The organism is Candidatus Hamiltonella defensa 5AT (Acyrthosiphon pisum) (genome assembly GCF_000021705.1).
Classification (GTDB): Bacteria; Pseudomonadota; Gammaproteobacteria; order Enterobacterales; family Enterobacteriaceae; genus Hamiltonella; species Hamiltonella defendens.
Genome location: NC_012751.1, coordinates 717422 through 742026, shown reverse-complemented (window position 1 = coordinate 742026; position 24605 = coordinate 717422). Strand labels below are relative to the sequence as shown.

The 24605-nt window shown below is 40.8% G+C and carries 30 protein-coding genes and 2 pseudogenes; 18 read left to right on the top strand and 14 right to left on the bottom strand.

What is annotated here, in order from left to right:
- Nucleotides 1-42: 42 nt before the first annotated feature.
- On the bottom strand, nucleotides 43-468 hold the full coding sequence (gene ndk, locus HDEF_RS03580) for a nucleoside-diphosphate kinase (RefSeq protein ID WP_015873297.1): 426 nt from the start codon (nucleotides 466-468) through the stop codon (nucleotides 43-45).
- A 1021-nt stretch (nucleotides 469-1489) separates the two neighbouring features.
- Between ndk and HDEF_RS12995 the strand changes: the two genes are divergently transcribed.
- Both HDEF_RS12995 and HDEF_RS12990 read left to right on the top strand, forming a co-directional pair.
- On the top strand, nucleotides 1490-2404 hold the full coding sequence (locus tag HDEF_RS12995) for a reverse transcriptase domain-containing protein (protein ID WP_234809448.1): 915 nt from the start codon (nucleotides 1490-1492) through the stop codon (nucleotides 2402-2404).
- Between the two features lie 42 nt (nucleotides 2405-2446).
- Nucleotides 2447-3172, top strand: a complete 726-nt coding sequence (locus tag HDEF_RS12990) for a group II intron reverse transcriptase (RefSeq protein ID WP_234809447.1) — start codon at nucleotides 2447-2449, stop codon at nucleotides 3170-3172.
- A 72-nt stretch (nucleotides 3173-3244) separates the two neighbouring features.
- Here HDEF_RS12990 and HDEF_RS10890 read toward each other — a convergent pair whose 3' ends face one another.
- The 8 genes from HDEF_RS10890 to HDEF_RS03545 form a co-directional block, all read right to left on the bottom strand.
- Nucleotides 3245-4051, bottom strand: a complete 807-nt coding sequence (locus HDEF_RS10890; RefSeq protein WP_234809446.1) for a restriction endonuclease — start codon at nucleotides 4049-4051, stop codon at nucleotides 3245-3247.
- 101 nt (nucleotides 4052-4152) lie between these two features.
- Nucleotides 4153-4281 (bottom strand): hypothetical protein, encoded by a 129-nt coding sequence (locus HDEF_RS12985; protein WP_280632022.1) that lies wholly within the window; start codon nucleotides 4279-4281, stop codon nucleotides 4153-4155.
- A gap of 127 nt (nucleotides 4282-4408) precedes the next feature.
- On the bottom strand, nucleotides 4409-4777 hold the full coding sequence (locus HDEF_RS03565; RefSeq protein WP_044612266.1) for a hypothetical protein: 369 nt from the start codon (nucleotides 4775-4777) through the stop codon (nucleotides 4409-4411).
- Nucleotides 4755-5348, bottom strand: a complete 594-nt coding sequence (locus HDEF_RS03560) for a hypothetical protein (RefSeq protein ID WP_015873295.1) — start codon at nucleotides 5346-5348, stop codon at nucleotides 4755-4757. Before HDEF_RS03560 ends, HDEF_RS03565 begins: the two co-directional genes overlap by 23 nt.
- Nucleotides 5349-5350: 2 nt before the next feature.
- The gene (gene lepB / locus HDEF_RS03555) at nucleotides 5351-6043 is read right to left on the bottom strand and encodes a signal peptidase I (protein WP_425475050.1); all 693 of its coding nucleotides are present in this window, start codon (nucleotides 6041-6043) and stop codon (nucleotides 5351-5353) included.
- A 110-nt stretch (nucleotides 6044-6153) separates the two neighbouring features.
- On the bottom strand, nucleotides 6154-6588 hold the full coding sequence (locus HDEF_RS03550) for a hypothetical protein (protein ID WP_044612264.1): 435 nt from the start codon (nucleotides 6586-6588) through the stop codon (nucleotides 6154-6156).
- 1 nt (nucleotide 6589) lies between these two features.
- Complete coding sequence (locus HDEF_RS11935) at nucleotides 6590-6808, bottom strand: hypothetical protein (protein WP_148207001.1); 219 nt, start codon at nucleotides 6806-6808, stop codon at nucleotides 6590-6592.
- Between the two features lie 118 nt (nucleotides 6809-6926).
- Nucleotides 6927-7811 (bottom strand): tyrosine-type recombinase/integrase, encoded by an 885-nt coding sequence (locus tag HDEF_RS03545; RefSeq protein ID WP_238526176.1) that lies wholly within the window; start codon nucleotides 7809-7811, stop codon nucleotides 6927-6929.
- A 329-nt stretch (nucleotides 7812-8140) separates the two neighbouring features.
- Here HDEF_RS03545 and HDEF_RS03540 point away from each other — a divergent pair, with 329 nt between their 5' ends.
- Nucleotides 8141-8704 carry a recombinase family protein gene (locus HDEF_RS03540; protein ID WP_015873291.1) on the top strand — a complete coding sequence of 188 codons (564 nt, stop codon included), beginning with the start codon at nucleotides 8141-8143 and terminating at the stop codon, nucleotides 8702-8704.
- Between the two features lie 50 nt (nucleotides 8705-8754).
- Here HDEF_RS03540 and HDEF_RS03535 read toward each other — a convergent pair whose 3' ends face one another.
- Nucleotides 8755-9096 (bottom strand): type II toxin-antitoxin system HicB family antitoxin, encoded by a 342-nt coding sequence (locus tag HDEF_RS03535; RefSeq protein WP_015873290.1) that lies wholly within the window; start codon nucleotides 9094-9096, stop codon nucleotides 8755-8757.
- Entirely contained in the window at nucleotides 9093-9347 is a 255-nt protein-coding gene (locus HDEF_RS03530) for a type II toxin-antitoxin system HicA family toxin (RefSeq protein WP_015873289.1), read from the bottom strand. The genes HDEF_RS03535 and HDEF_RS03530 overlap by 4 nt, the downstream gene beginning before the upstream one ends.
- A gap of 252 nt (nucleotides 9348-9599) precedes the next feature.
- Between HDEF_RS03530 and HDEF_RS03525 the strand changes: the two genes are divergently transcribed.
- Together HDEF_RS03525 and HDEF_RS03520 are read left to right on the top strand one after the other, a co-directional pair.
- On the top strand, nucleotides 9600-10235 hold the full coding sequence (locus tag HDEF_RS03525) for a ParA family protein (protein WP_015873288.1): 636 nt from the start codon (nucleotides 9600-9602) through the stop codon (nucleotides 10233-10235).
- On the top strand, nucleotides 10228-10527 hold the full coding sequence (locus HDEF_RS03520; protein ID WP_015873287.1) for a hypothetical protein: 300 nt from the start codon (nucleotides 10228-10230) through the stop codon (nucleotides 10525-10527). Before HDEF_RS03525 ends, HDEF_RS03520 begins: the two co-directional genes overlap by 8 nt.
- Before the next feature lie 112 nt (nucleotides 10528-10639).
- Here HDEF_RS03520 and HDEF_RS03515 read toward each other — a convergent pair whose 3' ends face one another.
- Nucleotides 10640-10897, bottom strand: a complete 258-nt coding sequence (locus HDEF_RS03515; RefSeq protein WP_044612469.1) for a hypothetical protein — start codon at nucleotides 10895-10897, stop codon at nucleotides 10640-10642.
- 427 nt (nucleotides 10898-11324) lie between these two features.
- Between HDEF_RS03515 and mobA the strand changes: the two genes are divergently transcribed.
- The 10 genes and pseudogenes from mobA to HDEF_RS10875 all read left to right on the top strand — a co-directional run bounded on the left by mobA (nucleotide 11325) and on the right by HDEF_RS10875 (nucleotide 17849).
- The gene (gene mobA / locus HDEF_RS03510; protein ID WP_015873284.1) at nucleotides 11325-11633 is read left to right on the top strand and encodes a plasmid mobilization protein MobA; all 309 of its coding nucleotides are present in this window, start codon (nucleotides 11325-11327) and stop codon (nucleotides 11631-11633) included.
- Nucleotides 11634-11942 (top strand): hypothetical protein, encoded by a 309-nt coding sequence (locus HDEF_RS12980; protein WP_048901552.1) that lies wholly within the window; start codon nucleotides 11634-11636, stop codon nucleotides 11940-11942.
- A gap of 3 nt (nucleotides 11943-11945) precedes the next feature.
- On the top strand, nucleotides 11946-13526 hold the full coding sequence (gene traI / locus HDEF_RS03505; protein ID WP_048901551.1) for a TraI/MobA(P) family conjugative relaxase: 1581 nt from the start codon (nucleotides 11946-11948) through the stop codon (nucleotides 13524-13526).
- Between the two features lie 130 nt (nucleotides 13527-13656).
- Nucleotides 13657-14016, top strand: coding sequence for an HU family DNA-binding protein (locus HDEF_RS03500; protein ID WP_015873283.1), 360 nt, complete (start codon nucleotides 13657-13659; stop codon nucleotides 14014-14016).
- 5 nt (nucleotides 14017-14021) lie between these two features.
- Nucleotides 14022-14300: an Rpn family recombination-promoting nuclease/putative transposase gene (locus HDEF_RS03495; RefSeq protein ID WP_044612263.1), complete on the top strand. Its 279-nt coding sequence runs from the start codon at nucleotides 14022-14024 to the stop codon at nucleotides 14298-14300.
- A gap of 546 nt (nucleotides 14301-14846) precedes the next feature.
- On the top strand, nucleotides 14847-15257 hold the full coding sequence (locus HDEF_RS12975) for a reverse transcriptase N-terminal domain-containing protein (protein ID WP_234809361.1): 411 nt from the start codon (nucleotides 14847-14849) through the stop codon (nucleotides 15255-15257).
- Nucleotides 15221-15775 (top strand): annotated as a pseudogene (locus tag HDEF_RS12970) (reverse transcriptase domain-containing protein); the annotation flags it as partial. The gene HDEF_RS12975 and the pseudogene HDEF_RS12970, both read left to right, overlap by 37 nt.
- A 105-nt stretch (nucleotides 15776-15880) precedes the next feature.
- Entirely contained in the window at nucleotides 15881-16777 is an 897-nt protein-coding gene (locus HDEF_RS12965) for a group II intron reverse transcriptase (protein ID WP_320408678.1), read from the top strand.
- Nucleotides 16755-17276, top strand: a complete 522-nt coding sequence (locus HDEF_RS03485; RefSeq protein WP_234809476.1) for an Rpn family recombination-promoting nuclease/putative transposase — start codon at nucleotides 16755-16757, stop codon at nucleotides 17274-17276. Before HDEF_RS12965 ends, HDEF_RS03485 begins: the two co-directional genes overlap by 23 nt.
- A gap of 21 nt (nucleotides 17277-17297) precedes the next feature.
- Nucleotides 17298-17849 (top strand): ProQ/FINO family protein, encoded by a 552-nt coding sequence (locus HDEF_RS10875; protein ID WP_015873281.1) that lies wholly within the window; start codon nucleotides 17298-17300, stop codon nucleotides 17847-17849.
- A 6-nt stretch (nucleotides 17850-17855) separates the two neighbouring features.
- Here HDEF_RS10875 and HDEF_RS03475 read toward each other — a convergent pair whose 3' ends face one another.
- A complete protein-coding gene (locus tag HDEF_RS03475; protein WP_193432917.1) occupies nucleotides 17856-18848 on the bottom strand; it encodes a type IV secretory system conjugative DNA transfer family protein in 993 nt (330 codons plus the stop codon).
- Nucleotides 18849-19345: 497 nt separating this feature from the next.
- On the opposite strand from HDEF_RS03475, the gene ltrA (HDEF_RS03470) reads away from it, so the two are divergent.
- Nucleotides 19346-21028, top strand: a complete 1683-nt coding sequence (ltrA, locus tag HDEF_RS03470; RefSeq protein WP_015873279.1) for a group II intron reverse transcriptase/maturase — start codon at nucleotides 19346-19348, stop codon at nucleotides 21026-21028.
- A gap of 18 nt (nucleotides 21029-21046) precedes the next feature.
- A complete protein-coding gene (zapD, locus tag HDEF_RS03465; RefSeq protein WP_015873278.1) occupies nucleotides 21047-21826 on the top strand; it encodes a cell division protein ZapD in 780 nt (259 codons plus the stop codon).
- Nucleotides 21827-21976: 150 nt separating this feature from the next.
- On the opposite strand, the pseudogene HDEF_RS03460 reads toward zapD, so the two are convergent.
- Nucleotides 21977-22327 (bottom strand): annotated as a pseudogene (locus tag HDEF_RS03460) (transaldolase family protein); the annotation flags it as partial.
- Between the two features lie 583 nt (nucleotides 22328-22910).
- On the opposite strand from HDEF_RS03460, the gene ltrA (HDEF_RS03455) reads away from it, so the two are divergent.
- Nucleotides 22911-24593 carry a group II intron reverse transcriptase/maturase gene (gene ltrA / locus HDEF_RS03455; protein WP_012738021.1) on the top strand — a complete coding sequence of 561 codons (1683 nt, stop codon included), beginning with the start codon at nucleotides 22911-22913 and terminating at the stop codon, nucleotides 24591-24593.
- Nucleotides 24594-24605: the final 12 nt, after the last annotated feature.

The following is a 24605-nucleotide window of genomic DNA, read 5'->3' as shown; positions in this document are numbered from 1 at the left end:
AAAAAATAGATCACAGAATGTTTATCTTTTAAATAAATGATTTTATCTGGAAAAAATTTCGTCAAATTTAAAAAAATAAGCAATCTCACGTTCAGCAGATGCAAGGGAATCTGAGCCATGAAGTGCATTGTCTGTCAGGCTGTCTCCAAAATCTGCACGAAGGGTTCCTGCTAAGGCTTTTTTAGGATCGGTTTCACCCATGATTTCACGATTTCGTTTGACTGCATTTTCGCCTTCAAGAACTTGGATCATAACTGGGCCTGATGTTATTGATTGAATTAAATTCGTAAAAAAATCGCGATTCTTGTGCTCTACGTAAAAACCTTCTGCTTGCTCTATCGTTAGAAGTAGCATTTTTGCTGAAATTATTTTCAATTTCGCTGTTTCAAAACGGGTATAAATTGCGCCGATTACATTTTTAGTAACCGCTTTCGGCTTGATGATAGAAAAAGTACGTTCTACTGCCATAGAAAATTCCTGATGATTGAGCTGATTTTTTATATCATATAAAGATAATTCAAAAAGATTAGCATAGGTTAAAATGAAAACCTTCTTTTATCAAAGTGAATCGAACTTAAGTTTTTAATTTTGAGATCTAGCTCTCTTTTTTTTAATTTAAAGCCTCAATTTTGAGTCAAAATAATACCGATTAAAGTCATCACAGGAGTTAAATCCCAGCATCGGAGTGTTCAGCGTTTAATTATTGCGATTTTTTGGTTGCGTTGGATTAACTGCTTGTAGGGCAATATGATAAAATTGAATTATTTTTATCATAAATAAACATATTGAATACATTATCGTTTATTTCATATCAATTTATAGAAAAATTGGAGTTTAAAAATGTACTTCAGTACTGGAACACTTATATTGACTGTAATGATTTTTTTATCATGTACTAATGCGAATGCGTGCGACGTGAAAGTTGCACCACAGAAGTCCCTTGAAAAAGGGTAAGGTTGATCCGAAACCTTATTGCCACTTACTCGGTGCAAGAGGAGTAATTCTCTTGTGCTAAGCGAGAATGAAAGCCTAACTAAAGTATTAAGCTGAATAAGAAATAGGGGCAAGGCAAAACTGAAATGGGTTGAATAAAGTGAATCTCCGTTATTAAAATGTCGTAAGCAAGTAAAACACGAAATCAGATGTGACGTGTTATGGGGAAGTTTAACGACAGTTAGAAACGGGTAAAGAAGAGTGTTCGTTCTTTACGACGGATCCCGTTCCCCGGCATAGAGGAGGCAGCCCACTCAATGTATCTTCATGGTGTGAAACACGGTAACCCCATTAATCTTTTAGTGTTGATGTAAATACTAAGAGACAGTGGGCATAAGACGTTCCAAAAAGCGAAGGCAATCAGCCGAAAGGCAACTGGAAATCATAACAGGATTGATAGAGGTAATTACTTTACTCTGAAAAGAGGCTGACGTGGAACGGGTGACTTACCCATATAATCCTTTACCAAGGTTATGAATTGATTTAGAAGAGTTAGATGCCTATGGCAAACGTAATAAATCAAAACTATGAACAACAACTGGAATGGCATGCTATTAACTGGCGTGTTGTGACAGCCATGATTAATAATCTAAGGCAAAGAATATATAGGGCTTCAGCAACAGGTGACTTAAAGAAAGTCAGAAATCTGCAAAAACTCATGATGAAATCAAGAGCTAACCATCTTCTGGCTATCAGGAAAGTCACTCAGGTCAATCGGGGAAAACACACGGCTGGAGTAGATAATCAGGTAATTAATGACCATAAAGGACGAGAACATCTTTATAAGTTATTAAGCCAAACAACTTCAGAAAAGGTTTATCCAGTAAAACGAGTTTACATAGCAAAAAAGAATGGAAAAAAACGCCCTCTTGGGATCCCAACCATTCTCGACCGCTGTAGACAAGCGATAGTTAAATCGGCGCTGGAACCTTATTGGGAAGCAAAATTTGAACCAGTCAGCTACGGATTTAGACCGGGGCGAAGTGCCCATGACGCAATACAAAAAATTTTCTGTATTGCCAGAGCACGAGGGACACGGCACTGGGTACTAGATGCAGATATTAAAGGCGCATTTGACAACATTGACCATAATTTTCTCATAAAAAAAATCGGGGGATTCCCCGAAAGAAACATGATTAAACAATGGTTACAAGCCGGTGTGCTGGAACATGGCAACTATATACCCAATGTTGCAGGTACTCCGCAAGGCGGGATTATCAGTCCACTACTGGCCAATATTGCACTCCACGGAATGGAGACCTTACTGGGTATTCAATACTGGAAAAACGGCACGCCAAAACAAGGGCAACCTTATGCAGTAGTTCGTTATGCGGATGATTTTGTCGTATTCGGTAAATCCCGTGAAGAGTGCGAAACTGCCAAAATAAAGTTGCAAATTTGGTTAGCTTAGAGAGGGTTAGCTCTTTCTGAAGAAAAAACCAGTATCAAACACTTGAAGGAAGGATTCGACTTCCTGGGATTTAATATACGACATTATGACAATCGCCACAGAAAACGGGGATATATATTGTTAACGAAGCCCTCAAAGGAGTCGATGAAAAGGTACAAACAGCAAATGAGAATGACCTGGAAAGGTATTATCGGTATGCCGACACAAGAAGGAATAAGACAACTGAATGCCAAGATAATAGGATGGTGTAATTACTATCGTATTGGTGCTTCAAAAAGAACATTCAGTGCATTAGACCAATGGATGTGGATCCGCCAACGTAGATATTTGTATCGACGTCATCCCAATAAACACTGGTGGTGGCGAAGAAAACACTACTTAGGCAAGATACCAGGTAGAGAAGACTATTCAGTATTTATGGATAAATCAACCGGTGGATTTCTTTGGAAGCATGCATGGACAAAAATACAGCGTCATTGGCTAGTTCCAAAAAATGCTTCCCCCGACAATCCGGAATTGCGTGACTATTGGCGTAATAGGCAGGCACGTAAACAGCCTTTTATTTACGGTGTCAAAGTTAACCTCTATAAGCGACAGAAAGGTTATTGTCCTCTCTGTGATCAAGAGTTGGACAATGGTGAACAATTGCATGTTCATCATATTCAGCCTAAAGCTGAAGGGGGTGACAACAAGCTGGCTAATCTAAGATTGTTACATGCTAATTGCCACAGACAATTACATAGCAAAAAAGGAAAAATGTTGAAGTGAGTAAGTTGCGTGAGCCGTATGCGGGGTAACTCGCACGTACGGTTCTTGAGGGAGTGGGCACTTGCGGCCTGCTTACCTAATCAACGTGAGCCTGTCAGCGACTTGTTTCCTGAATAGAATAGCGTCATTCGAGAACGATCCCGAAGTCACTAAAAAAACGTGAGTGGCTTCTTTATCTGCTTCCAATACGCCAATCATTTCCCTTGCCACTGCGATTCCAACCTGTTCTGTTTTCCAGTGTTTACATTGTGCAATGGCTTTCATGCCGTCCTTTTGCAGGATAATATCTTTCACGTTGTCTAGACCGTACTTTGTCGTTTGGGCTTCAAACCCTTTGCTTTTGAACAACTCCCTGACAAATTCCTCAAACTCACGCCAAGAGAGCGTTCGGATAAACTCCAAAGTTTCTTTGCTTTGCGTGGCTTGCCTAATAACGCCAGTGAACATGGTTTGTTGCTTATATCGGTACAGGGAGGTTGTTGCATAGAGGGCGATCAGATATAGCGTGATGGCGTGAATCAAGCCTACTATAAAATAGCCATAGGCATTTATGTGATCGCGGTTGAAGTAGGTATTAATGATGTTTTCACTACGAAATATCGCCAGTGCATCTCTAACCTCAAAAACACCGTAATGAACTATAAGCCGTGCAAAAACATAGTCATAGCCCATAAAAAATATTGCTAATATCGTAATGATAATAATAGGTATCGTCATATACGGATTTAAAAAAGGAGATTTTATTTTAACGTTGATTGTCGCCCACTCAGGGTTCCCTTTTTTGTAAAGCCGAACGACTTTCGCATACGGGGATAGGGTTATCACCCCCAAGTAAGGGATCACCAATCCAATCAATAAAACGATAAAGTGAAAATCCATGAAAACAGCACCCGCGATATAAAGAGCACACAGAAACAGATGTATATTCAGTGGCGGTGTTTTCTTCCTGTAACGTCTTCTTTTCATTTTTTACCTTGATTTTATTGCATGAACGTCAGTGTTTGAAAAGTCAACCTAGCACTCGCATCGATCACATGTATGCCTTCATTGGTGATTATTTGTTGCCCGTTCATGTATTGAATATATTCCGTTCCTAGCACAGTCCTCATATCCGCAGAAGCGACTTTACTGTATGTTTTTGCTAGCAAATAGGTGAGTGAATATCCTATGAAAAGCAGTTTTCACATTGCTGTTGCGGATAATGCGGTGAACAATACCGTGCTGGTGATTAAGTGTTCAATTGGCATAATCACCTTCGTTTTCATCGCAACTCATGTCAAATACGGACCACATAAGACCCGATGATGTATTATGCTTTTTCAGCAGCATGGAACACGGCATAGTTGAAAGGCTTACTTTCATTATAGTTTCCTGACTCCCATCCAAAAAATAAAAGTCTTTTATTTTTTGGTTATCTAGGTTCAGTTCGTTTCTCACTATCAACAATTCATCACTTTTTTTACTGAATCCAGTAAAATCCTGATATTTGCTGTTCGCGTAAGCCAATTCGGTATTGCGGGTATTTGTGTTTGCCCCGCAGCCCGTTAACAACAGACAAACAACACCGCATATAACCGTTAAATTAGATCGGATGCCTAACTTCACTCAATAATCCCTTCATGTAGAGCTTTTTAAACTCGCTCGCTTTTATCTCCCACCAGTCATTTTCATCTAACTTTTTGTAATTTATGTCATTATCAAAAATCAGAGTTGGATAAATAAGAATAAGTTCGTCTTCCACCAACCACGCCTGACTATGCGTTTCGATGCCAATGTGCTTCGCTATCGAAAACGCATCTAAGGTGTATGTCACGGCATGGCTGAACGAGTGATTTTCCTTGTTCCCGTAAGTGTCTTTTACTTTCATCGAATGTAAGGCGGACTGACTATATTCTGAGAGTTTTTGGTAGAAGTCTGAATGTTTACCCTGTTCTGTAAAAGACATGATTGAACCGACTTTGGAAATTTCCACAAAATCATTTACATTCACAATACCCAGTGATTGTGAGCGAAAAAAGAATATTGGGATCATTAAATCAATCCCCATAAATTTACCAAACCCAGCCCCAACACATGATATTTTTGTATTGGTTTTCCAGTCGTCATAGACGTTCAGAGCGTCTTTATACCTTTCCACCAGATTTTTATTACTGGTTTTAAAGGTTAATGAAATCATTGTTACTTCTCTCCTTTTTTTTGAGCATCACCCATTATATTTAATCCCAAGCGTCCAAAATCAAAATCCTCTTTAAAAAATGGGATGTTAATCGCGGTTTCCATGTAGCGACTGATAATGTTTTTTGTCGGCAATAAGCCCCTCAATTCTTTCGGTGTACCCACTGGATTTTCCCAATAGCGAGAATCCCAAGAATTATCTCTGTTGTCTCCCATGACAAAAACATACCCGTCTGGAACGTGCCAAGTGGTGTATATAGGCTCAATAAACGGTTTATTCCTGTCGGTCATATATTGATATGTTTTACCGTCACGATCTTGTATTCCTTCGTATATTATATTGAAATTGTTTTTTTCTTTTTCAATTCTAACGGGTTTTCTGTTAACCAGTATTTCTTTGTTCGTATTAAAAGAAACGGTATCCCCCGCAACTCCAACGATGCGTTTAACATAAATAAAGCTAGGAAACGCAGAAGGATGAAATATCACCACATCTCCCCTGTATAGCTTGTCACGGCGGTCTTTGTAGGGTAAGGAGAGCGTTAAATCGCCCGAATGGATGGTTGGAGACATTGAGGCTGTCGGCACAATGTAAAAATCAAGAAAGAATGATTTAACGATGCTTACAACTGCCATGCAAACTAATAGTGCGATAGAAAAAAAATGTATTTTCTTTTTTTTCAGGTAACGCCTCATTTCAAATAGGATCACCGCAACGGCAAGCACATACATGAGAATATTTTTCAGTTGATGATTCAATCATACGATAGTACCGAATAGTTTTTTGTTTTCTGGCGGTTTACCGCTTAATCTTCGCCCTTAATGATTAGATTTCTATGTTTTGCGTAGTCAACAATATATTCAATATATTTGATGAAAAAAGTTAATATCACAGGCTTTAGGTGGATTAGATTAAGCGTTCTGATTTTTCCATTATTCTCCAGCGTCAGTGAAAAATTCCTCGCATCCTCATGTGTAGAGGCTCGAATGATATTCGGGATCTCGCGCTTAATTGGCAGCATGAAGTAGGAATAGCAACAAATTGGAGGCACAAAAGCCAGAACCAGTGTGGTGCTTTTCGCCATAAACTCAAAAATAGGCACATGAAAAATCGTACCCACACAGTATAATATCAGCGCAATATAGAATATCTGACGGGAAATGACTCTCGCGGTTGGGATAGACCAAAACGCCCCATACGAAAAAACAAATAATAAAAAATACATTTTCAAAACTTTCATGTTATTCACTCCACCACTCAGGGGAAATCAAATTGTGACCGTCCACTTGCCATCCGTGCTTAATCAGGTTTCTTTTGGTGTGGGTTGGTTTATCAAAAAACAGCGACATTTCAATAACTCTTTGTTTTTCAGATTTATTTTCAGTTAAACTTACCAGCCAGATATACTTAAGCGCCATGTTGTAGGGCGTAGGGTGTCTGTCACCGCTGATAGTGTCCACTTAAATTTTAATGGGGACACTATCAGCGCTGGATTGACGATGATCTGATAAACGTCCCACACTAGGCGCTTCCGTGTAACTTGCTATTTTTTCGACAAAAAACGGTGCTTTCAGGGTGTTAAACCGTTTCGTATGTTCTGATGCCGTCCACAACCTTATCTCTCTCATGTTTTTTTCCAAATGAAAAGTTTAGCGCAGCAGCCTCTAAACGCTTGATACTCCGTTTGTCGTATTGTTGAGTCGTTACCACGCTGGCATGACCCAGAGCTTCTTTCACTGTCAGTATATCTTCGCCATTTTCCAGTAGTAATGAAGCGTAGGAGCGCCGTAAATCATGCGGTGTGAATGATTTAAGTGACAGTTTTGTAACGAGTTGTTTAATAATAAAGCCAATTCCGTTTGTGGTAAGCCTGTCACTGGTTACATCATCGTTTTTTCTGATCCGAGTAAATAGTGGTCCACTATGATCGCCCCTCACCGAGTCTACCCACAGACACATTCGCTTAGCCGTTTCAGGCGGCATATAGTTGATCCGCTCCTTGTTGCCTTTCCCGTGTATGTCGATTTTGTTATTTTCAAAATCAATATGGTCTATATCGAGGTCAGCCACTTCTGAACGCCTCAACCCACAGCCGAACATGAGCGATATGAGCGCAGCATCCCGTATCGCAGCTCCCGTAGTCTGAATATCCAAAAAAGTAAAAAGCTGTTTAATTTCAGCACATTCCAGCATTCTACCCCGACTTATCCGTGCGCCCCTAATTCTCTTTATGTTTTTTACATCATGGTAATTGTCTGCATCCATCAGTCGTGACGCTCTGGCTTCTTCGGCAACCCCTTTAATAGCACAGAGAATGAGGTTAATGGTATTTGGGGCTTTGTGTTCGTTCAGTAGCCGTTGGAGAACCACCTGTATCATATCCCTCGTCAGCGAGGACCAGTCAAAATGCAACGGTTCGTTGCACCCGAACATCGAAGAAACGCTAGTCAGACAGGAACGCATCGTTTTTTGGCTCTTCTTCGATCTCAACCGTAACAAATAACTCAGTGCAGGATTGTTCGGTGATTTCGTTTCGTTTTTTACATGGCCGATTGTTGTTACAGCATCACATAAAATCAACTCATTCATAACGCTCTCCGTGAACCCGAAATCTTCACTCGAAAAAAAGAAAATTTTTGCCGTATAAATTCTCTAAAATTCCTCTACTACCCCCCTAAAACGCTCATAGAATTTTCCTTACTGTATTAAACGGTTCATTTACTCAGTAAATATATCTATGTTAAGATAGATTCCATTTAAACGAGTAAATTGACTATTTTTAGGGAGGCGGTGTGCTACTCGGCTATGCGAGAGTGTCTACAGACGATCAAAATTTACATTTACAACTCGATGCACTCAATCTGGCTGGATGCGAAAAAATCTTCGAAGACCGTTTCAGCGGAGCGAAATCAGAACGCCCTGGTTTGCAAAATATTTTAGATTATGCCCGCTCTGGCGATACTATCGTCGTCTGGCGTTTAGATCGCTTCAGCCGTTCGCTCAAAGATTTGATTGACATCGTGACTCTTTTGGGATCAAAAGAGATTGGTCTAAAAAGTCTTCAGGAAGCCATCGATACTTCATCGAGCTCTGGTAAGCTCATTTTTCATCTCTTCGGGGCTTTGGCAGAATTTGAGCGAAACCTTATCAGAGAAAGAACTCAGGCGGGCCTCAAAGCGGCTCGTGCTCGAGGTCGGCACGGAGGGAGACCCAAAGCCTTGAGTCAAGATAAACAAGCTCTGTCGGTGAAGCTGTACGATGATAAAAAGCATACGGTTTATCAGATTTGCGAAATGATGGGGATTTCAAAGCCGACGCTGTATAAATATATCGAGGCTGCTAAAGGCAATCAATGAGGTATGCAGATTTAAAAACAGATCCTCGGGTTCTTATGGCCAAGATGATGTTAAGCGTGTTTTTGAATAACCAAATCAACCCCTTCATTCAGTAGTTCATTGATTGAAACCCCTTGCGCCTGCGCTGTCACAGTAAGTGCTTTATGTCGCTCAGGGGTCAATCGGGTGGTTACCTTACCTTTAAAGGTTTTGTAAGGATTTACCCCATCTTTAGAGCATTCATCAAAAAAAATCGCCAGTGATTTTGTGCCCTCTTTTTTTAATTCTTCCACGCTGTAAGCGTAAAAATCAGCCCCTCCATTGAGGCCGATAAACTCACCGCGAAACATTTCGATCTCAGGGTCAAAGTTGATGACGGCAACATGGCCCTCAATTTTAAGTGTATTGTTCATGGTCTGATTCCTAAGCTATCTAGCCACACCCGAATGGAATTAACTGCCCCTTTGTCAGTAGTTGGTTTTGGGTGGGGTCTATGAAAGATTTTTTTTTGTTTTTTTAGCAATACGGCAATCCTCGAGCCTTCTCTTTCGTGAACTTCTGCACCAAGAGCGATGAAAAGAGATTCAATATCTTTCCATTTTATCGATCCGTTCACCGGACGGGCGAACACATCTGATAGTATTTTTTGGTGTCGTTTGTTCATGTGTTTATAGTATCACAATTTGATATCATTCAAAGCATTTTTTGTGTCATTTTTCTATATATATTTTAAATTATCAGTAATTTTGTTATTAAAGTTTTTATCTGTTTTAATTATTTTATAGATAGATTGAAGCAATCTTGCAGATATATATCAGCAATATAGTAACAATCTTGTTATTAGTATTTTTATATGTCTTAATGATTTTTCAGATGAATTGCAGCAATCATGCAGCATGATAAAAAGGAAAAACCTATGGCGTGGATTATTGCTTTTATCTCACAAAAAGGCGGTGTGAGTAAAAGTACTCTGAGCAGAGCATTAGCAAGAGAAGCCACAGAGGGAGGATTGCGCACAAAGATTGCCGATCTAGATATTGAGCAAGATACTTCTGTTCAATGGCACAGGAGACGTTTAAAAGCGAATATTCACCCTCGGGTTTCTGTAGAGGCATTTTCAACCGCCGCTCACGCCCTTTCAGTCTCAGAAGACTATGATTTACTTATCCTTGACGGCCCCGCTCGAGCCAGTAAAGGAACGCTCGAAATATCTCAGGTAGCTAATCTCGTTGTACAACCTACAGGGGCTTCTTTAGACGATCTTGTTCCTGCTATTAAAGTGTTTCATGGATTGGTAAAAGCAGGCATTCGAAAAGACAAACTCGTTTTTGCTTTAGGTCGAATAGGTACTGATTCTGAAGAGACTGATGCAAGAGCTTATATCGCAGAAGCGAGTTATGAAGTGTTAGAAGGTTGTTTGTTTGAAAGGCCTGCTTATAGACAAGCTCAAAATAAGGGTTATTCAGTAACAGAAACCCGTTATAAAGGACTTAATGAGAAAGCAGATCAATTAATTCAATCCTTAATTAATAAGGTAGGTGAGTATGGCTGATTTTTCAAAAATGAAACGAAAAGGATTGGGAACTCCGCCTTCTTTTGACGAAGCGGCGACTAGTTTGAATTCATCTGAAATAGCGCCTGATCCTACCTTAATTAAAAAATTTTCTTATGTAAGAAGAGATGCAAGAAGGACTAGAAGAACAAACCGAACGCTTCCTTTTGCGACGCGTGTGAGTCCTGAATTTGATGCTGAACTCCGTGATATAGCGGAAGAAAAAAATTTAAAATTGGTGGAGTTACTTGAAGAAATGTTATCTGCATATAAGAAACAAAACAATTTATAAAAAATTTCGTTAATTGAATTTAAAAAAAGAGAAAAATGTGACTGAAATATTAATAACCATCACTAAAAAATGAATCTCAATTTTATTATTAAAAATAATACTCAAATTTTATTTAATTATTTTTCTTTTTTTTATCAAAAATCATTTTTTGAATATCTTTTAATGTCACTTTTATACCTGCGCTTTCAAGTGCAGATTTAATATCTTCTGAAACGTACCCTTTATTTAAAGCTAATTTGATTATTTGCGCCTTTAAATTTTCCAAGACATCGTCTTTATTTAGTCTTATCTTTTTGAGGTCAGGTAATTCCTCTAGCATCTCTTTTGCTTTTTCAACTTGTTCGACCGTATAATATTTCTTAGAAGTCATTTCGTTTTTTCCGTTAAAAAGAAACACATTTTACCTGGTTTTTTATTTCATACTCATTGCTTATTTTTTACCACTCAAATCATACTCACTTCCCGCCTGATTATTTCAATTTCTTCGCTATAAATCTTTTTATTTTTAATAAATTTTTATCTATTAAATAAATATTTAACATTTAAAATGTTTACATAAAACTGATTTAAACTCAATCATAACGACAAAAATTTCACCTGTACAGAAGATGTATTTTACCTTCATGACATTATAAAAAAATTAAGCCATAATATCAAAATTGCTATTTAACAAAAGGATAAGATATGTTTTGAAGCACCGCTTGCAAGCAACCGGCCCTTCAAAACTCTTGGTCAGGGCTTCACCCCGACACCCCAATTAAGAAAGAATTCTTATTTACTCCATAGAAAATAACGCCATGAGCCAAAGTGAAAAACGAAAAAGAACGGCCCTTATTCCCAGTATTCGTTGCTTTCCAGAAGAAAAAGAGCATCTCAAAGAGAAAGCCCAATCGGCAGGTTTGAATTTAAGTACTTACCTCATTCGCTGTGGGTTAAATCGCAGAATAAAAACTCACTTTGATCCGGAATTAGTGATGGAATTGAGTCGATTAGGGTCTCTACAGCAACGTCTTTTTGATGAAGGGAAAGGGGTTATAAGCGAAGAATATGCACAAGTTTTCGTGGCTATCCAGGAAGCTATTTTAACCTTAGGGCGGGCAGAATAAATGATTGTGGGTAAGGCAAAAAAACGGAGGGATGGAAAATCAAGTTTTCTCACTTTATTGGCCTATACGACGACTCGTGATGACCATCATCATGATGACGTGATTGATCCAGAGAGCCAAAAAGCCCGTTTATCTCAATCAAAAGAAGCCATTTTTGAACGCTTAATGGGTTACATTCATCGCAACGGAGATGCGGATAAAAGCCTTATCACTGAGAGATTTCCTGATGGTCGGCATCAGGTTCTTTTTGATCAGGTTTTATGCGAAACGAATACACTGAGCGTGGCCACAGCGGCGGTAGAAATGTAAGCGGTGGCTTTAAAAAATACGCGTTGTAAAGATCCCGTTTATCACTTTTTTTTATCCTGGCCGGAGACGGACTCTCCGACGGTAGAGCAAATTTTTGAAAGTGCGCGTCATAGTCTTGATGCATTAGGGATGTCTGAACATCAGTATGTCACGGCCATTCATAGAGACACAGATCACCTTCATTGTCATGTTGCCGTGAATCGGATCCATCCTGTGACTTATAAAGTTGCCGATGATGCCTATGATATTTCTAAATTACATAAAGCCAGTAGAGAAATGGAATTAAAGTATGGCTGGACGAGAACTCATGGGTGCTATGTGATTAACGACCATCATCAGGTTGTTCGTTCGTACTCTCATCAAAAACCCATGCCTATTGAGGCTAAGAAACTGGAATATTATTCAGATAAGGAAAGCTTTTATGGTTATGCGGTGCGTGAATGTCGTGAAGAGATTTCAAAGATTCTGGGAGAAAAAAACCTCTATTGGGAGCGATTCCATGCTGTTTTGATTAGGGCGGGACTGGAACTGAAAAAGAAGGACCGAGGTTTGGCTATTTATGATCGCGTACATCCTGAACAGACTCCTTTGAAGGCCAGCAGTTTACATCCTCAACTCACTCTTTCGAAATTAGTGCCTCGCCTTGGCGAATTTGAAAGTGCGCCCCGAGTGATGGAATTTAAAAATGAACAAGGGGAGGTGACCTTAACAAACTATATGGTGAGTTCACATTATGATGATCGACTTCATTTGCGTGATCATCAAGCTCGAATGACTCGCCGATTAGAACGTGCTGAGGCCCGAGAAGAGTTAAAATTGCGTTATCAACATGACAAAAAAGAAGCGAAATGCCCTTCTTTTGACGCAAAAAATCGTTTCAGAACTCTTTCCATGACCTTTCGTTTCCGAAGAGCCCATGTGTGTGTTGCGGTGCGCGATCCTTTAATGAGAAAACTGGCCTATCATGTGTTGGCTTTTGAGCGAGAAAAAGCGATGGCCGAGTTGCGTTTAAAATTAAAGGAAGAGCGGGAGAACTGGTATCGTTCTCCAGAAAATAGGCGACTGTCTTATCGTGTTTGGGTGGAACAGCAGGCGTTAAAAGGGGATAAAGCGGCCATTAGCCAGTTAAGAGGGTGGGCTTACCAAGCGAAGCGGGATGAGCGCACGGCTTACCTCAGTGATACGGTCATTGAATGTGCCGTTTCAGATGATATTGCGCCGGTTGAGCTCAAAGGCTATACCCATCATATCCACCGTGACGGGGCGATTGTATACAAAAAGGAAGGAATCACCCAAATGATTGACCGAGGGGAAACCATTGAGATGGCCAGACCGTTTGAAAACGAGGGGGACAATATGGTGGCGGGGTTACATTTGGCAGAGCAAAAAAGTGGAGAGAAACGGGTTTTCTCGGGTCCGCGGGAGTACGTTGAGAAAGCGTGTTCGTTGGTTCGAGATTTCAATGAAATGGGTCAGACTGCCTTGAGGTTAACAGACCCTATTCAGCAGAAACGGGTCTGTGAAATGCGGTCTCAAGATAAACCCGCTCCCATTGTATTTGATTCTCCGAATTTGACTCCCTGAGCGCATCGCCCCTTTTTATTTTTATCATTTGTTGGAAATGGGTTGTTGTTTGTTGATATTTCGTTAAAAATGGGCAGAGATAGCGTATTTATCGGGCGGTATATTTGATAACAATTTGAAAGGATAAAGGATGAATAAAACTGAGTTAATTGAGCAAGTCCGAGACAAGTCTGGCCTGACGAAGGCGCAATCAACCGAGGCGGTCACCGCTGTTTTTTCGAGTATTATCGAAGCATTGGGGAAAAAAGAGCCGGTGCAAATCATCAGATTTGGGACTTTTAAAGTCCGCCATCGCAAAGAGCGGATATCTCGTAATCCCAAAACGGGTGAAAAAATCAAAACCCCTGCTCGTGAAGTCGCTGTGTTTTCTGCGGGGAAAAGTCTGAAAGACTCCGTTCATTTACAAGCGCCCAAACAAACTAAAGTGGCTAAAAAATCAAAAAGCGGAGCGAAGAAAAAGTCATCGTCCTTGTCATCTAGGAAAAAGTGACTTCCATGAAAATGTTTCTGCCGCACGACGCTTTGTTTAAGCAGTTTTTGGGAGATATTGCCCTCGCCCGCAATTTTTTTGAAGTGCATCTTCCGGCGGATGTTTTGAGTCAAGTCTGCCTGTCTTCGTTGAAAAGGGTGTCGGGTTCTTTTGTTGAGCCGACTTTGAAGCAATCTCATTCCGATATGGTGTATTCGTTTGAAACCCCGACGGGAAAGGACGGGTATTTATATTGTTTGCTGGAGCACGTGCGACGTGAAAGTTGCACCACAGAAGTCCCTTGAATCAGGGTAAGGTTGATCCGAAACCTTATTGTCACTTTCTCGGTGCAAGAGGAGTAATTCTCTTGTTCTAAGCGAGAATGAAAGCCTAACTAAAGTATTAAGCTGAATAAGAAATAGGGGCTAGGCAAAATTGAAATGGGCTGAATAAAGTGAATCTCCGTGATTAAAATGTCGTCAGCAACGAAAACACGAAATCAGATGTGACGTGTTAAGGGGAAATTTAACGACAGTTAGAAACGGGTAAAGAAGAGTGTTCGTTCTTTACAACGGATCCCGTTCCCCGGCATAGAGGAGGCAACCCATTCAATGTATCTTCATGGTGTGAAACACGGTAACCCCATTAATCTCTTCATGTTCATGTAAATATGAAAGAGACAGTGGGCATAAGACGTTCCAAGAAGCGAAGGCTATCATCCGAAAGGGAACGGGAAATCATAACAGGATTGATAGAGGTAACTACCTCACTCTGAAAAGAGGCTGACGTGGAACGGGTGACTTACCCATAGGATCCTTTATTAAGATTATGAATTGATTTAGAAGAGTTAGATGTCAATGACAAACGTAATAAATCAAAACCATGAACAACTGGAATGGCACGCCATCAACTGGCGTGTTGTGACAACCATGATTAATAATCTAAGACAAAGGATATATAGGGCTTCAGCAACAGGTGACTTAAAGAAAGTCAGAAATTTGCAAAAACTCATGATGAAATCAAGAGCTAATCATCTTCTGGCTATCAGGAAAGTCACACAGATCAATCGGGGAAAACACACAGCTGGAGTAGATAATCAGGTCATTGATGACCATAAAGGACGAGAACACCTTTATAAGTTATTAAGCCAAACAACTTCAGAAAAGATTTATCCAGTAAAACGGGTCTACATAGCAAAAAGAATAGGAAAAAGCGCCCTCTTGGGATCCCAACTATTCTCGAACGATGTAAACAAGCGATAGTTAAATCAGCGCTGGAACCTTATTGGGAAGCAAAATTTGAACCAGTCAGTTACGGATTTAGACCAGGACGAAGTGCTCATGACGCAATACAAAAAATTTTCTGTATTGCCAGGGCACGGGGGACAAGGCATTGGGTACTGGATGCAGATATTAAAAGCGCATTTGACAACATTGACCATAATTTTCTCATAAAAACAATCGGGGGATTTCCCGAAAGAAACATGATTAAAAAATGGCTACAAGCCGGTGTGCTGGAACATGGCAACTATATACCCAGTGTTGCAGGTACTCCATAAGGAGGGATTATCAGTCCACTACTGGCCAATATTGCACTCCACGGAATGGAAACCTTGCTGGGTATTCAATACTGGAAAAATGGCAAGCCAAAACAAGGCCAACCTTATGCAGTAGTGCGCTATGCGGATGATTTTGTTGTATTAGGTAAATCCCGTGAAGAATGCGAAACAGCTAAAATAAAGTTGCGAAGTTGGTTAGCACAGAGAGGGTTAGCCCTTTCGGAAGAAAAAACCAGTATCAAACACCTGAAGGAAGGATTCGACTTCTTGGGATTTAATATACGACATTATGAAAATCGCCACAGAAAGCGGGGATATGTGTTGTTAATGAAACCGTCAAAGGAGTCGATTAAAAGGTACAGACAGCAAATGAGAATGACCTGGAAAAGGATCATTGGCATGCCGACAAAAGAAGGCATAATGCAGCTGAATGAAAAAATAATAGGATGGTGTAATTACTATCGTATTGGTGCGTCAAAACAGACATTCAGTGCAATAGACCAATGGATGTGGATTCGCCAATGTAGATATCTGTATCGACGTCATCCCAATAAACATTGGTGGTGGCGAAGAAAACACTATTTAGGCAAGATACCAGGTAGAGAAGACTATTCAGTATTTATGGATAAATCAAACGGTGGATTTCTCTGGAAGCATGCATGGACAAAAATACAGCGTCATTGGCTAGTTACCAAGAATGCTTCCCCCGATAATCCTGAATTGCGTGATTATTGGCGTCATAGGCAGGCACGTAAGCAGCCTTTTATTTACGGTGTCAAAGTTAACCTCTATAAGCGACAGAAAGGTTATTGTCCTCTCTGTGATCAAGAGCTGGACAATGGTGAACAATTACATGTTCATAATATTCAGCCCAAAGCTGAAGGGGGTGATAACAAGCTAGCTAATTTAAGATTGTTACATGCTAATTGCCACAGACAATTACATAGCAAAAAAGGAAAAATGTTGAAGTCAGTAAGTTGCGTGAGCCGTATGCGGGGTAACTCGCACGTACGGTTCTTGAGGGAGTGGGCACTTTCGGCCTGCTTACCTAATCAGAGCAAACCTGAAAAACTGATGGCGTTTAGGCTTTTGAGGTATGCGGTGGCAGCCATGCAACGGCACCTGGAGCAGGGCAACGACACCTTGCCGGTGGTCGTGCCAGTTATTCTACCATGGAGAAACGAGTCCTTACCCGTACAGTCTGGATTGGTTCGATTATTTTGATGACAAAGAAGCCGCGCGGAGATTAGATTCTGAGCCTTTTACTTTGGTAGATGTGACGGTTATTCCCGAAGAAGACATTCTGAAGCATGGGATGATTGCCTGGCTTGAACTGGTCCAGAAACTGGTCCGAGTTCGTGACATGATGGACATCGCGCCTTATCTTATTCGTCTGGATAAGCGTTTCCCGTTAAACGATGACCTGTTTAAAAGTTTGTTGTATTATCTCTTTCAAGAGGGAGAAACGGCCTCTCGCCCGTTATTTTTTGAGGCCCTTTCTTCGACCACTCAACGGGAGAATGTGATGACGATAGCAGAAGAGCTGAGAAAGGAAGGCTTAGAAGAAGGTTTAAAACAGGGGATACAGCAGGGTAAAGAAGAGGGCCTGAAACAGGCTACCCTGACCATCGCCAAAAAGCTGATGGCCGATGGAGAAAGTCCAGAAAAAATCCAAAAATATACGGGGCTACCTGTGGAAGACATCGCTCGGTTATTTCATTGATGAGGCTTCATAAAAAAGCGCATGAACTCCATCCCCTTTGAAAAAACGCTGACCTTAGGCCCCAGAAGGTCAGAAAGCAAAACCCCCTGTTTGATGAATCCACGTAGGGGCGCTTCTCCCTGTGCACCCCTTATTGCCTTAAAAAAGAAACCGAAGCAAAAAGAGCCAGAGAAAGTGGCTGAGACCAAACGTCTTCCGTTAGTTTCCCCTAAAGTCAAAAAAAAACCGCACAAGCAGCCTAATGTCTCTTTTGAGCATGCAGTAGAGACCCTTTCTGCTTATTGGCCCGCCTTGTTTGGTCATGGGCTCAAATTAATGAAAATAGACCTCCTTGAGGATTTGTATGAGGACATCAACACACAGGAGTTACCGCTTTCAAAAAAAGGGCTCCGCCGCTGCATTAGAGCGATAGCGCGCTCTCGTGATTATCTTGAACAAGGGGTTCTGGGGGCTCAACGGTATGATAAGCACGGTCAGCCCTGTGGGCAGGTGACCGAGGAGCAATCTCAGTTTGCCCAAAAATGCCTCAAGAAAAGCTGTTTTTCTGAAGATTTGAGGGGGCCTGACCCGTGAGATTCGTCAGGGTGTTGAGTGTTCGAGTGTAATCTCTTTAGGCTCTTTGTCTGCTCTGTATTGCCCTTCGGTTATTTTTAAGGAATGACGCGCCGCTTCGAACAGGATTATTCCTCGCTCCTCGTGGGTGTAAGACAGGTCGTTACGGTGGTCCAAATTCTGTGTTATTTCACAGAGATGATGGAGTGTTTTATCGAACAGCTTGACGTTCAAAGTGCCTTTATTCTCTTGAGTGTCAGCTGTTTTTAAGCGTTGTAAAATTCCCTGTACCTCTTGTTTAAAAGCGGCTCCTTTGTGCCTGAGCTCTGGAACAACCTCACATAATGCGTCGAAATCAGGGCGTTTGAGCTCTATAAACCGGTTAATCCGCATAGGAAGCTTTGAGGACAATTTTTCCTCATCTGGAATAAAAATCGCGGCACTTCGTACCACGGCATCCTGAAATACGATGACGCCCTCCCCCTTGTTGAGGGCTTTGAGTTCCGTGAGTTCAATGTTATCGCGTTCACGAATGTGATGGGTATCGGCGTCTTCATACCGACTGCCACTGAGACTGCCTTTACGCTTAACGGAAGACAGCTCGCTGTAATACCCTTTTCCTGCGGCAGAACGAATCAGATTAAAGGTGTCCTGGGCATCCTCTAAGGCCATAAACCATTTGGTCCGCTGATTGGCGCTCACCGTCAAAAATTCGCGCATCGATTTGTCCATCATGGATTGCACATCCTGTGCGGCTATCATGAGCATGTATTGCAAAGAGCGCATTTGAGCGGCTGTTTTGTCAAGACCTGAGGCAAAATAAGCGCCCAATTCGTCAAAAATAATCGGGTAAGGAAATTTTTGAGCAAATTTTTGGCTGAGTAGCACGTCCTCTCTTTTTCCTTCTAACTGTCCGCCTAAATCTTGACTGAGCGTGTGCGACGTGAAAGTTGCACCACAGAAGTCCCTTGAAAAAGGGTAAGGTTGATCCGAAACCTTATTGCCACTTACTCGGTGCAAGAGGAGTAATTCTCTTGTGCTAAGCGAGAATGAAAGCCTAACTAAAGTATTAAGCTGAATAAGAAATAGGGGCAAGGCAAAACTGAAATGGGTTGAATAAAGTGAATCTCCGTTATTAAAATGTCGTAAGCAAGTAAAACACGAAATCAGATGTGACGTGTTATGGGGAAGTTTAACGACAGTTAGAAACGGGTAAAGAAGAGTGTTCGTTCTTTACGACGGATCCCGTTCCCCGGCATAGAGGAGGCAGCCCACTCAATGTATCTTCATGGTGTGAAACACGGTAACCCCATTAATCTTTTAGTGTTGATGTAAATACTAAGAGACAGTGGGCATAAGACGTTCCAAAAAGCGAAGGCAATCAGCCGAAAGGCAACTGGAAATCATAACAGGATTGATAGAGGTAATTACTTTACTCTGAAAAGAGGCTGACGTGGAACGGGTGACTTACCCATATAATCCTTTACCAAGGTTATGAATTGATTTAGAAGAGTTAGATGCCTATGGCAAACGTAATAAATCAAAACTATGAACAACAACTGGAATGGCATGCTATTAACTGGCGTGTTGTGACAGCCATGATTAATAATCTAAGGCAAAGAATATATAGGGCTTCAGCAACAGGTGACTTAAAGAAAGTCAGAAATCTGCAAAAACTCATGATGAAATCAAGAGCTAACCATCTTCTGGCTATCAGGAAAGTCACTCAGGTCAATCGGGGAAAACACACGGCTGGAGTAGATAATCAGGTAATTAATGACCATAAAGGACGAGAACATCTTTATAAGTTATTAAGCCAAACAACTTCAGAAAAGGTTTATCCAGTAAAACGAGTTTACATAGCAAAAAAGAATGGAAAAAAACGCCCTCTTGGGATCCCAACCATTCTCGACCGCTGTAGACAAGCGATAGTTAAATCGGCGCTGGAACCTTATTGGGAAGCAAAATTTGAACCAGTCAGCTACGGATTTAGACCGGGGCGAAGTGCCCATGACGCAATACAAAAAATTTTCTGTATTGCCAGAGCACGAGGGACACGGCACTGGGTACTAGATGCAGATATTAAAGGCGCATTTGACAACATTGACCATAATTTTCTCATAAAAAAAATCGGGGGATTCCCCGAAAGAAACATGATTAAACAATGGTTACAAGCCGGTGTGCTGGAACATGGCAACTATATACCCAATGTTGCAGGTACTCCGCAAGGCGGGATTATCAGTCCACTACTGGCCAATATTGCACTCCACGGAATGGAGACCTTACTGGGTATTCAATACTGGAAAAACGGCACGCCAAAACAAGGGCAACCTTATGCAGTAGTTCGTTATGCGGATGATTTTGTCGTATTCGGTAAATCCCGTGAAGAGTGCGAAACTGCCAAAATAAAGTTGCAAATTTGGTTAGCTCAGAGAGAGTTAGCTCTTTCTGAAGAAAAAACCAGTATCAAACACTTGAAGGAAGGATTCGACTTCCTGGGATTTAATATACGACATTATGACAATCGCCACAGAAAACGGGGATATATATTGTTAACGAAGCCCTCAAAGGAGTCGATGAAAAGGTACAAACAGCAAATGAGAATGACCTGGAAAGGTATTATCGGTATGCCGACACAAGAAGGAATAAGACAACTGAATGCCAAGATAATAGGATGGTGTAATTACTATCGTATTGGTGCTTCAAAAAGAACATTCAGTGCATTAGACCAATGGATGTGGATCCGCCAACGTAGATATTTGTATCGACGTCATCCCAATAAACACTGGTGGTGGCGAAGAAAACACTACTTAGGCAAGATACCAGGTAGAGAAGACTATTCAGTATTTATGGATAAATCAACCGGTGGATTTCTTTGGAAGCATGCATGGACAAAAATACAGCGTCATTGGCTAGTTCCAAAAAATGCTTCCCCCGACAATCCGGAATTGCGTGACTATTGGCGTAATAGGCAGGCACGTAAACAGCCTTTTATTTACGGTGTCAAAGTTAACCTCTATAAGCGACAGAAAGGTTATTGTCCTCTCTGTGATCAAGAGTTGGACAATGGTGAACAATTGCATGTTCATCATATTCAGCCTAAAGCTGAAGGGGGTGACAACAAGCTGGCTAATCTAAGATTGTTACATGCTAATTGCCACAGACAATTACATAGCAAAAAAGGAAAAATGTTGAAGTGAGTAAGTTGCGTGAGCCGTATGCGGGGTAACTCGCACGTACGGTTCTTGAGGGAGTGGGCACTTGCGGCCTGCTTACCTAATCCACTCAATGAAAAAATGCGTACTTGGCTTCGTATTGAATATTTATTAAAACAATTGCTGTATCAAAAAAATTTCAAAAATATTGCATCTGCTTTAACCTTTTTCCGCGCAGCTTCAGATTTAATAGATATACTGGAGCGCTTCGAAATTCGAGGCGATTTATTGAAAAAACTAGAACATCAACAACAAAAATTATCAAATTGGCTCTGCGCACCTAACACAGATAAAGATCTGATTGACTCTTTAATCACAAAATTAGAAGACTCTACGAACGCACTCATATCGGCACCTCGTATTCGAGATCATCTAAAAGCAGATCGCTTAATCATATCGGTTCGACAACGTTTAAGTATTGCCGGGGGATGTTGTAGCTTTGATTTGCCGGCATTACATCTATGGCTGCATTTACCTGATGAAGATCAAACTCAGTATATCGATCATATCATTCACACTTTAAAACCTTTACATCATGCACTGATGATGATTTTAGATTTCGTTCGTCAGTCTGGTTCGCTTGAGATGGTAAATAGTTCGAATGGATTTTTTAAAGGAAATACAGAAAAAGGGGAGTTATTGAGGTTACGTATTCCATTAAAACATCGTGTTTATCCAAAAATTTCGGGTCATAAAAACCGTTATGTGATTCATTTTATCCCCTTAGAGCCTGAACAGAGTCGTTCTGTAGATAATTTTTCATTTGAACTGGCGTGCTGCTAAATATGCTGAATCTGGAACAGGTTTAAAACGAAAATATTTACATACGTATGACGACGCTACGCCTTATAAGATTGGCAATCGAGTTGATTATGACGCCATTGGTCAAAAAATTATTGGAAAATAAAAAGACAGTTCAATCAAAGAAGCATTTTAAGCAAGCAGGTTAGAAATCACATTTTTTAATTTTTCTTGATCTTCTGCAAATTTACGGATGCCCTCAGAGAGTTTCTCGACAGCCATGGGATCCTGATTGTGTTGCCAGTAAAATTCAGATTCTGTAAGGGGCGTTGGCTTTTCTTTCAGGGCACCCCGAAACACTAACTTCTGCTCCACAGTACCTTGTTGCTCTGATAATTCCTGCAATAAGGCGGGTGAGATCGTTAAGCGGTCACAACCGGCCAATTCTAAAATTTCAGCTGTATTACGAAAACTAGCACCCATTACCACGGTCTCATAACCGTGTTTTTTATAATAATGATAAATTTTTTGTACAGAAAGAACACGTGCGACGTGAAAGTTGCACCACAGAAGTCCCTTGAAAAAGGGTAAGGTTGATCCGAAACCTTATTGCCACTTACTCGGTGCAAGAGGAGTAATTCTCTTGTGCTAAGCGAGAATGAAAGCCTAACTAAAGTATTAAGCTGAATAAGAAATAGGGGCAAGGCAAAACTGAAATGGGTTGAATAAAGTGAATCTCCGTTATTAAAATGTCGTAAGCAAGTAAAACACGAAATCAGATGTGACGTGTTATGGGGAAGTTTAACGACAGTTAGAAACGGGTAAAGAAGAGTGTTCGTTCTTTACGACGGATCCCGTTCCCCGGCATAGAGGAGGCAGCCCACTCAATGTATCTTCATGGTGTGAAACACGGTAACCCCATTAATCTTTTAGTGTTGATGTAAATACTAAGAGACAGTGGGCATAAGACGTTCCAAAAAGCGAAGGCAATCAGCCGAAAGGCAACTGGAAATCATAACAGGATTGATAGAGGTAATTACTTTACTCTGAAAAGAGGCTGACGTGGAACGGGTGACTTACCCATATAATCCTTTACCAAGGTTATGAATTGATTTAGAAGAGTTAGATGCCTATGGCAAACGTAATAAATCAAAACTATGAACAACAACTGGAATGGCATGCTATTAACTGGCGTGTTGTGACAGCCATGATTAATAATCTAAGGCAAAGAATATATAGGGCTTCAGCAACAGGTGACTTAAAGAAAGTCAGAAATCTGCAAAAACTCATGATGAAATCAAGAGCTAACCATCTTCTGGCTATCAGGAAAGTCACTCAGGTCAATCGGGGAAAACACACGGCTGGAGTAGATAATCAGGTAATTAATGACCATAAAGGACGAGAACATCTTTATAAGTTATTAAGCCAAACAACTTCAGAAAAGGTTTATCCAGTAAAACGAGTTTACATAGCAAAAAAGAATGGAAAAAAACGCCCTCTTGGGATCCCAACCATTCTCGACCGCTGTAGACAAGCGATAGTTAAATCGGCGCTGGAACCTTATTGGGAAGCAAAATTTGAACCAGTCAGCTACGGATTTAGACCGGGGCGAAGTGCCCATGACGCAATACAAAAAATTTTCTGTATTGCCAGAGCACGAGGGACACGGCACTGGGTACTAGATGCAGATATTAAAGGCGCATTTGACAACATTGACCATAATTTTCTCATAAAAAAAATCGGGGGATTCCCCGAAAGAAACATGATTAAACAATGGTTACAAGCCGGTGTGCTGGAACATGGCAACTATATACCCAATGTTGCAGGTACTCCGCAAGGCGGGATTATCAGTCCACTACTGGCCAATATTGCACTCCACGGAATGGAGACCTTACTGGGTATTCAATACTGGAAAAACGGCACGCCAAAACAAGGGCAACCTTATGCAGTAGTTCGTTATGCGGATGATTTTGTCGTATTCGGTAAATCCCGTGAAGAGTGCGAAACTGCCAAAATAAAGTTGCAAATTTGGTTAGCTCAGAGAGGGTTAGCTCTTTCTGAAGAAAAAACCAGTATCAAACACTTGAAGGAAGGATTCGACTTCCTGGGATTTAATATACGACATTATGACAATCGCCACAGAAAACGGGGATATATATTGTTAACGAAGCCCTCAAAGGAGTCGATGAAAAGGTACAAACAGCAAATGAGAATGACCTGGAAAGGTATTATCGGTATGCCGACACAAGAAGGAATAAGACAACTGAATGCCAAGATAATAGGATGGTGTAATTACTATCGTATTGGTGCTTCAAAAAGAACATTCAGTGCATTAGACCAATGGATGTGGATCCGCCAACGTAGATATTTGTATCGACGTCATCCCAATAAACACTGGTGGTGGCGAAGAAAACACTACTTAGGCAAGATACCAGGTAGAGAAGACTATTCAGTATTTATGGATAAATCAACCGGTGGATTTCTTTGGAAGCATGCATGGACAAAAATACAGCGTCATTGGCTAGTTCCAAAAAATGCTTCCCCCGACAATCCGGAATTGCGTGACTATTGGCGTAATAGGCAGGCACGTAAACAGCCTTTTATTTACGGTGTCAAAGTTAACCTCTATAAGCGACAGAAAGGTTATTGTCCTCTCTGTGATCAAGAGTTGGACAATGGTGAACAATTGCATGTTCATCATATTCAGCCTAAAGCTGAAGGGGGTGACAACAAGCTGGCTAATCTAAGATTGTTACATGCTAATTGCCACAGACAATTACATAGCAAAAAAGGAAAAATGTTGAAGTGAGTAAGTTGCGTG

Coding starts and splice junctions, on each gene's coding strand:
- zapD (WP_015873278.1), top strand. CDS start 21,047: ATGCGGGGTAACTCGCACGTACGGTTCTTGAGGGAGTGGGCACTTGCG.
- lepB (WP_425475050.1), bottom strand. CDS start 6,043: ATGAGGCGTTACCTGAAAAAAAAGAAAATACATTTTTTTTCTATCGCA.
- HDEF_RS12985 (WP_280632022.1), bottom strand. CDS start 4,281: ATGAGGACTGTGCTAGGAACGGAATATATTCAATACATGAACGGGCAA.
- HDEF_RS03520 (WP_015873287.1), top strand. CDS start 10,228: ATGGCTGATTTTTCAAAAATGAAACGAAAAGGATTGGGAACTCCGCCT.
- HDEF_RS03560 (WP_015873295.1), bottom strand. CDS start 5,348: ATGATTTCATTAACCTTTAAAACCAGTAATAAAAATCTGGTGGAAAGG.
- ltrA (WP_012738021.1), top strand. CDS start 22,911: ATGCCTATGGCAAACGTAATAAATCAAAACTATGAACAACAACTGGAA.
- HDEF_RS03535 (WP_015873290.1), bottom strand. CDS start 9,096: ATGAACAATACACTTAAAATTGAGGGCCATGTTGCCGTCATCAACTTT.
- HDEF_RS03500 (WP_015873283.1), top strand. CDS start 13,657: ATGAATAAAACTGAGTTAATTGAGCAAGTCCGAGACAAGTCTGGCCTG.
- HDEF_RS03530 (WP_015873289.1), bottom strand. CDS start 9,347: ATGAACAAACGACACCAAAAAATACTATCAGATGTGTTCGCCCGTCCG.
- ndk (WP_015873297.1), bottom strand. CDS start 468: ATGGCAGTAGAACGTACTTTTTCTATCATCAAGCCGAAAGCGGTTACT.
- HDEF_RS03545 (WP_238526176.1), bottom strand. CDS start 7,811: ATGCGTTCCTGTCTGACTAGCGTTTCTTCGATGTTCGGGTGCAACGAA.
- ltrA (WP_015873279.1), top strand. CDS start 19,346: ATGCCTATGGCAAACGTAATAAATCAAAACTATGAACAACAACTGGAA.
- HDEF_RS03495 (WP_044612263.1), top strand. CDS start 14,022: ATGAAAATGTTTCTGCCGCACGACGCTTTGTTTAAGCAGTTTTTGGGA.
- HDEF_RS10875 (WP_015873281.1), top strand. CDS start 17,298: ATGAACTCCATCCCCTTTGAAAAAACGCTGACCTTAGGCCCCAGAAGG.
- HDEF_RS10890 (WP_234809446.1), bottom strand. CDS start 4,051: ATGGATTTTCACTTTATCGTTTTATTGATTGGATTGGTGATCCCTTAC.
- HDEF_RS12980 (WP_048901552.1), top strand. CDS start 11,634: ATGATTGTGGGTAAGGCAAAAAAACGGAGGGATGGAAAATCAAGTTTT.
- HDEF_RS12975 (WP_234809361.1), top strand. CDS start 14,847: ATGTCAATGACAAACGTAATAAATCAAAACCATGAACAACTGGAATGG.
- HDEF_RS12995 (WP_234809448.1), top strand. CDS start 1,490: ATGCCTATGGCAAACGTAATAAATCAAAACTATGAACAACAACTGGAA.
- HDEF_RS03525 (WP_015873288.1), top strand. CDS start 9,600: ATGGCGTGGATTATTGCTTTTATCTCACAAAAAGGCGGTGTGAGTAAA.
- HDEF_RS12965 (WP_320408678.1), top strand. CDS start 15,881: ATGAAACCGTCAAAGGAGTCGATTAAAAGGTACAGACAGCAAATGAGA.
- HDEF_RS03550 (WP_044612264.1), bottom strand. CDS start 6,588: ATGAAAGTTTTGAAAATGTATTTTTTATTATTTGTTTTTTCGTATGGG.
- HDEF_RS03515 (WP_044612469.1), bottom strand. CDS start 10,897: ATGACTTCTAAGAAATATTATACGGTCGAACAAGTTGAAAAAGCAAAA.
- mobA (WP_015873284.1), top strand. CDS start 11,325: ATGAGCCAAAGTGAAAAACGAAAAAGAACGGCCCTTATTCCCAGTATT.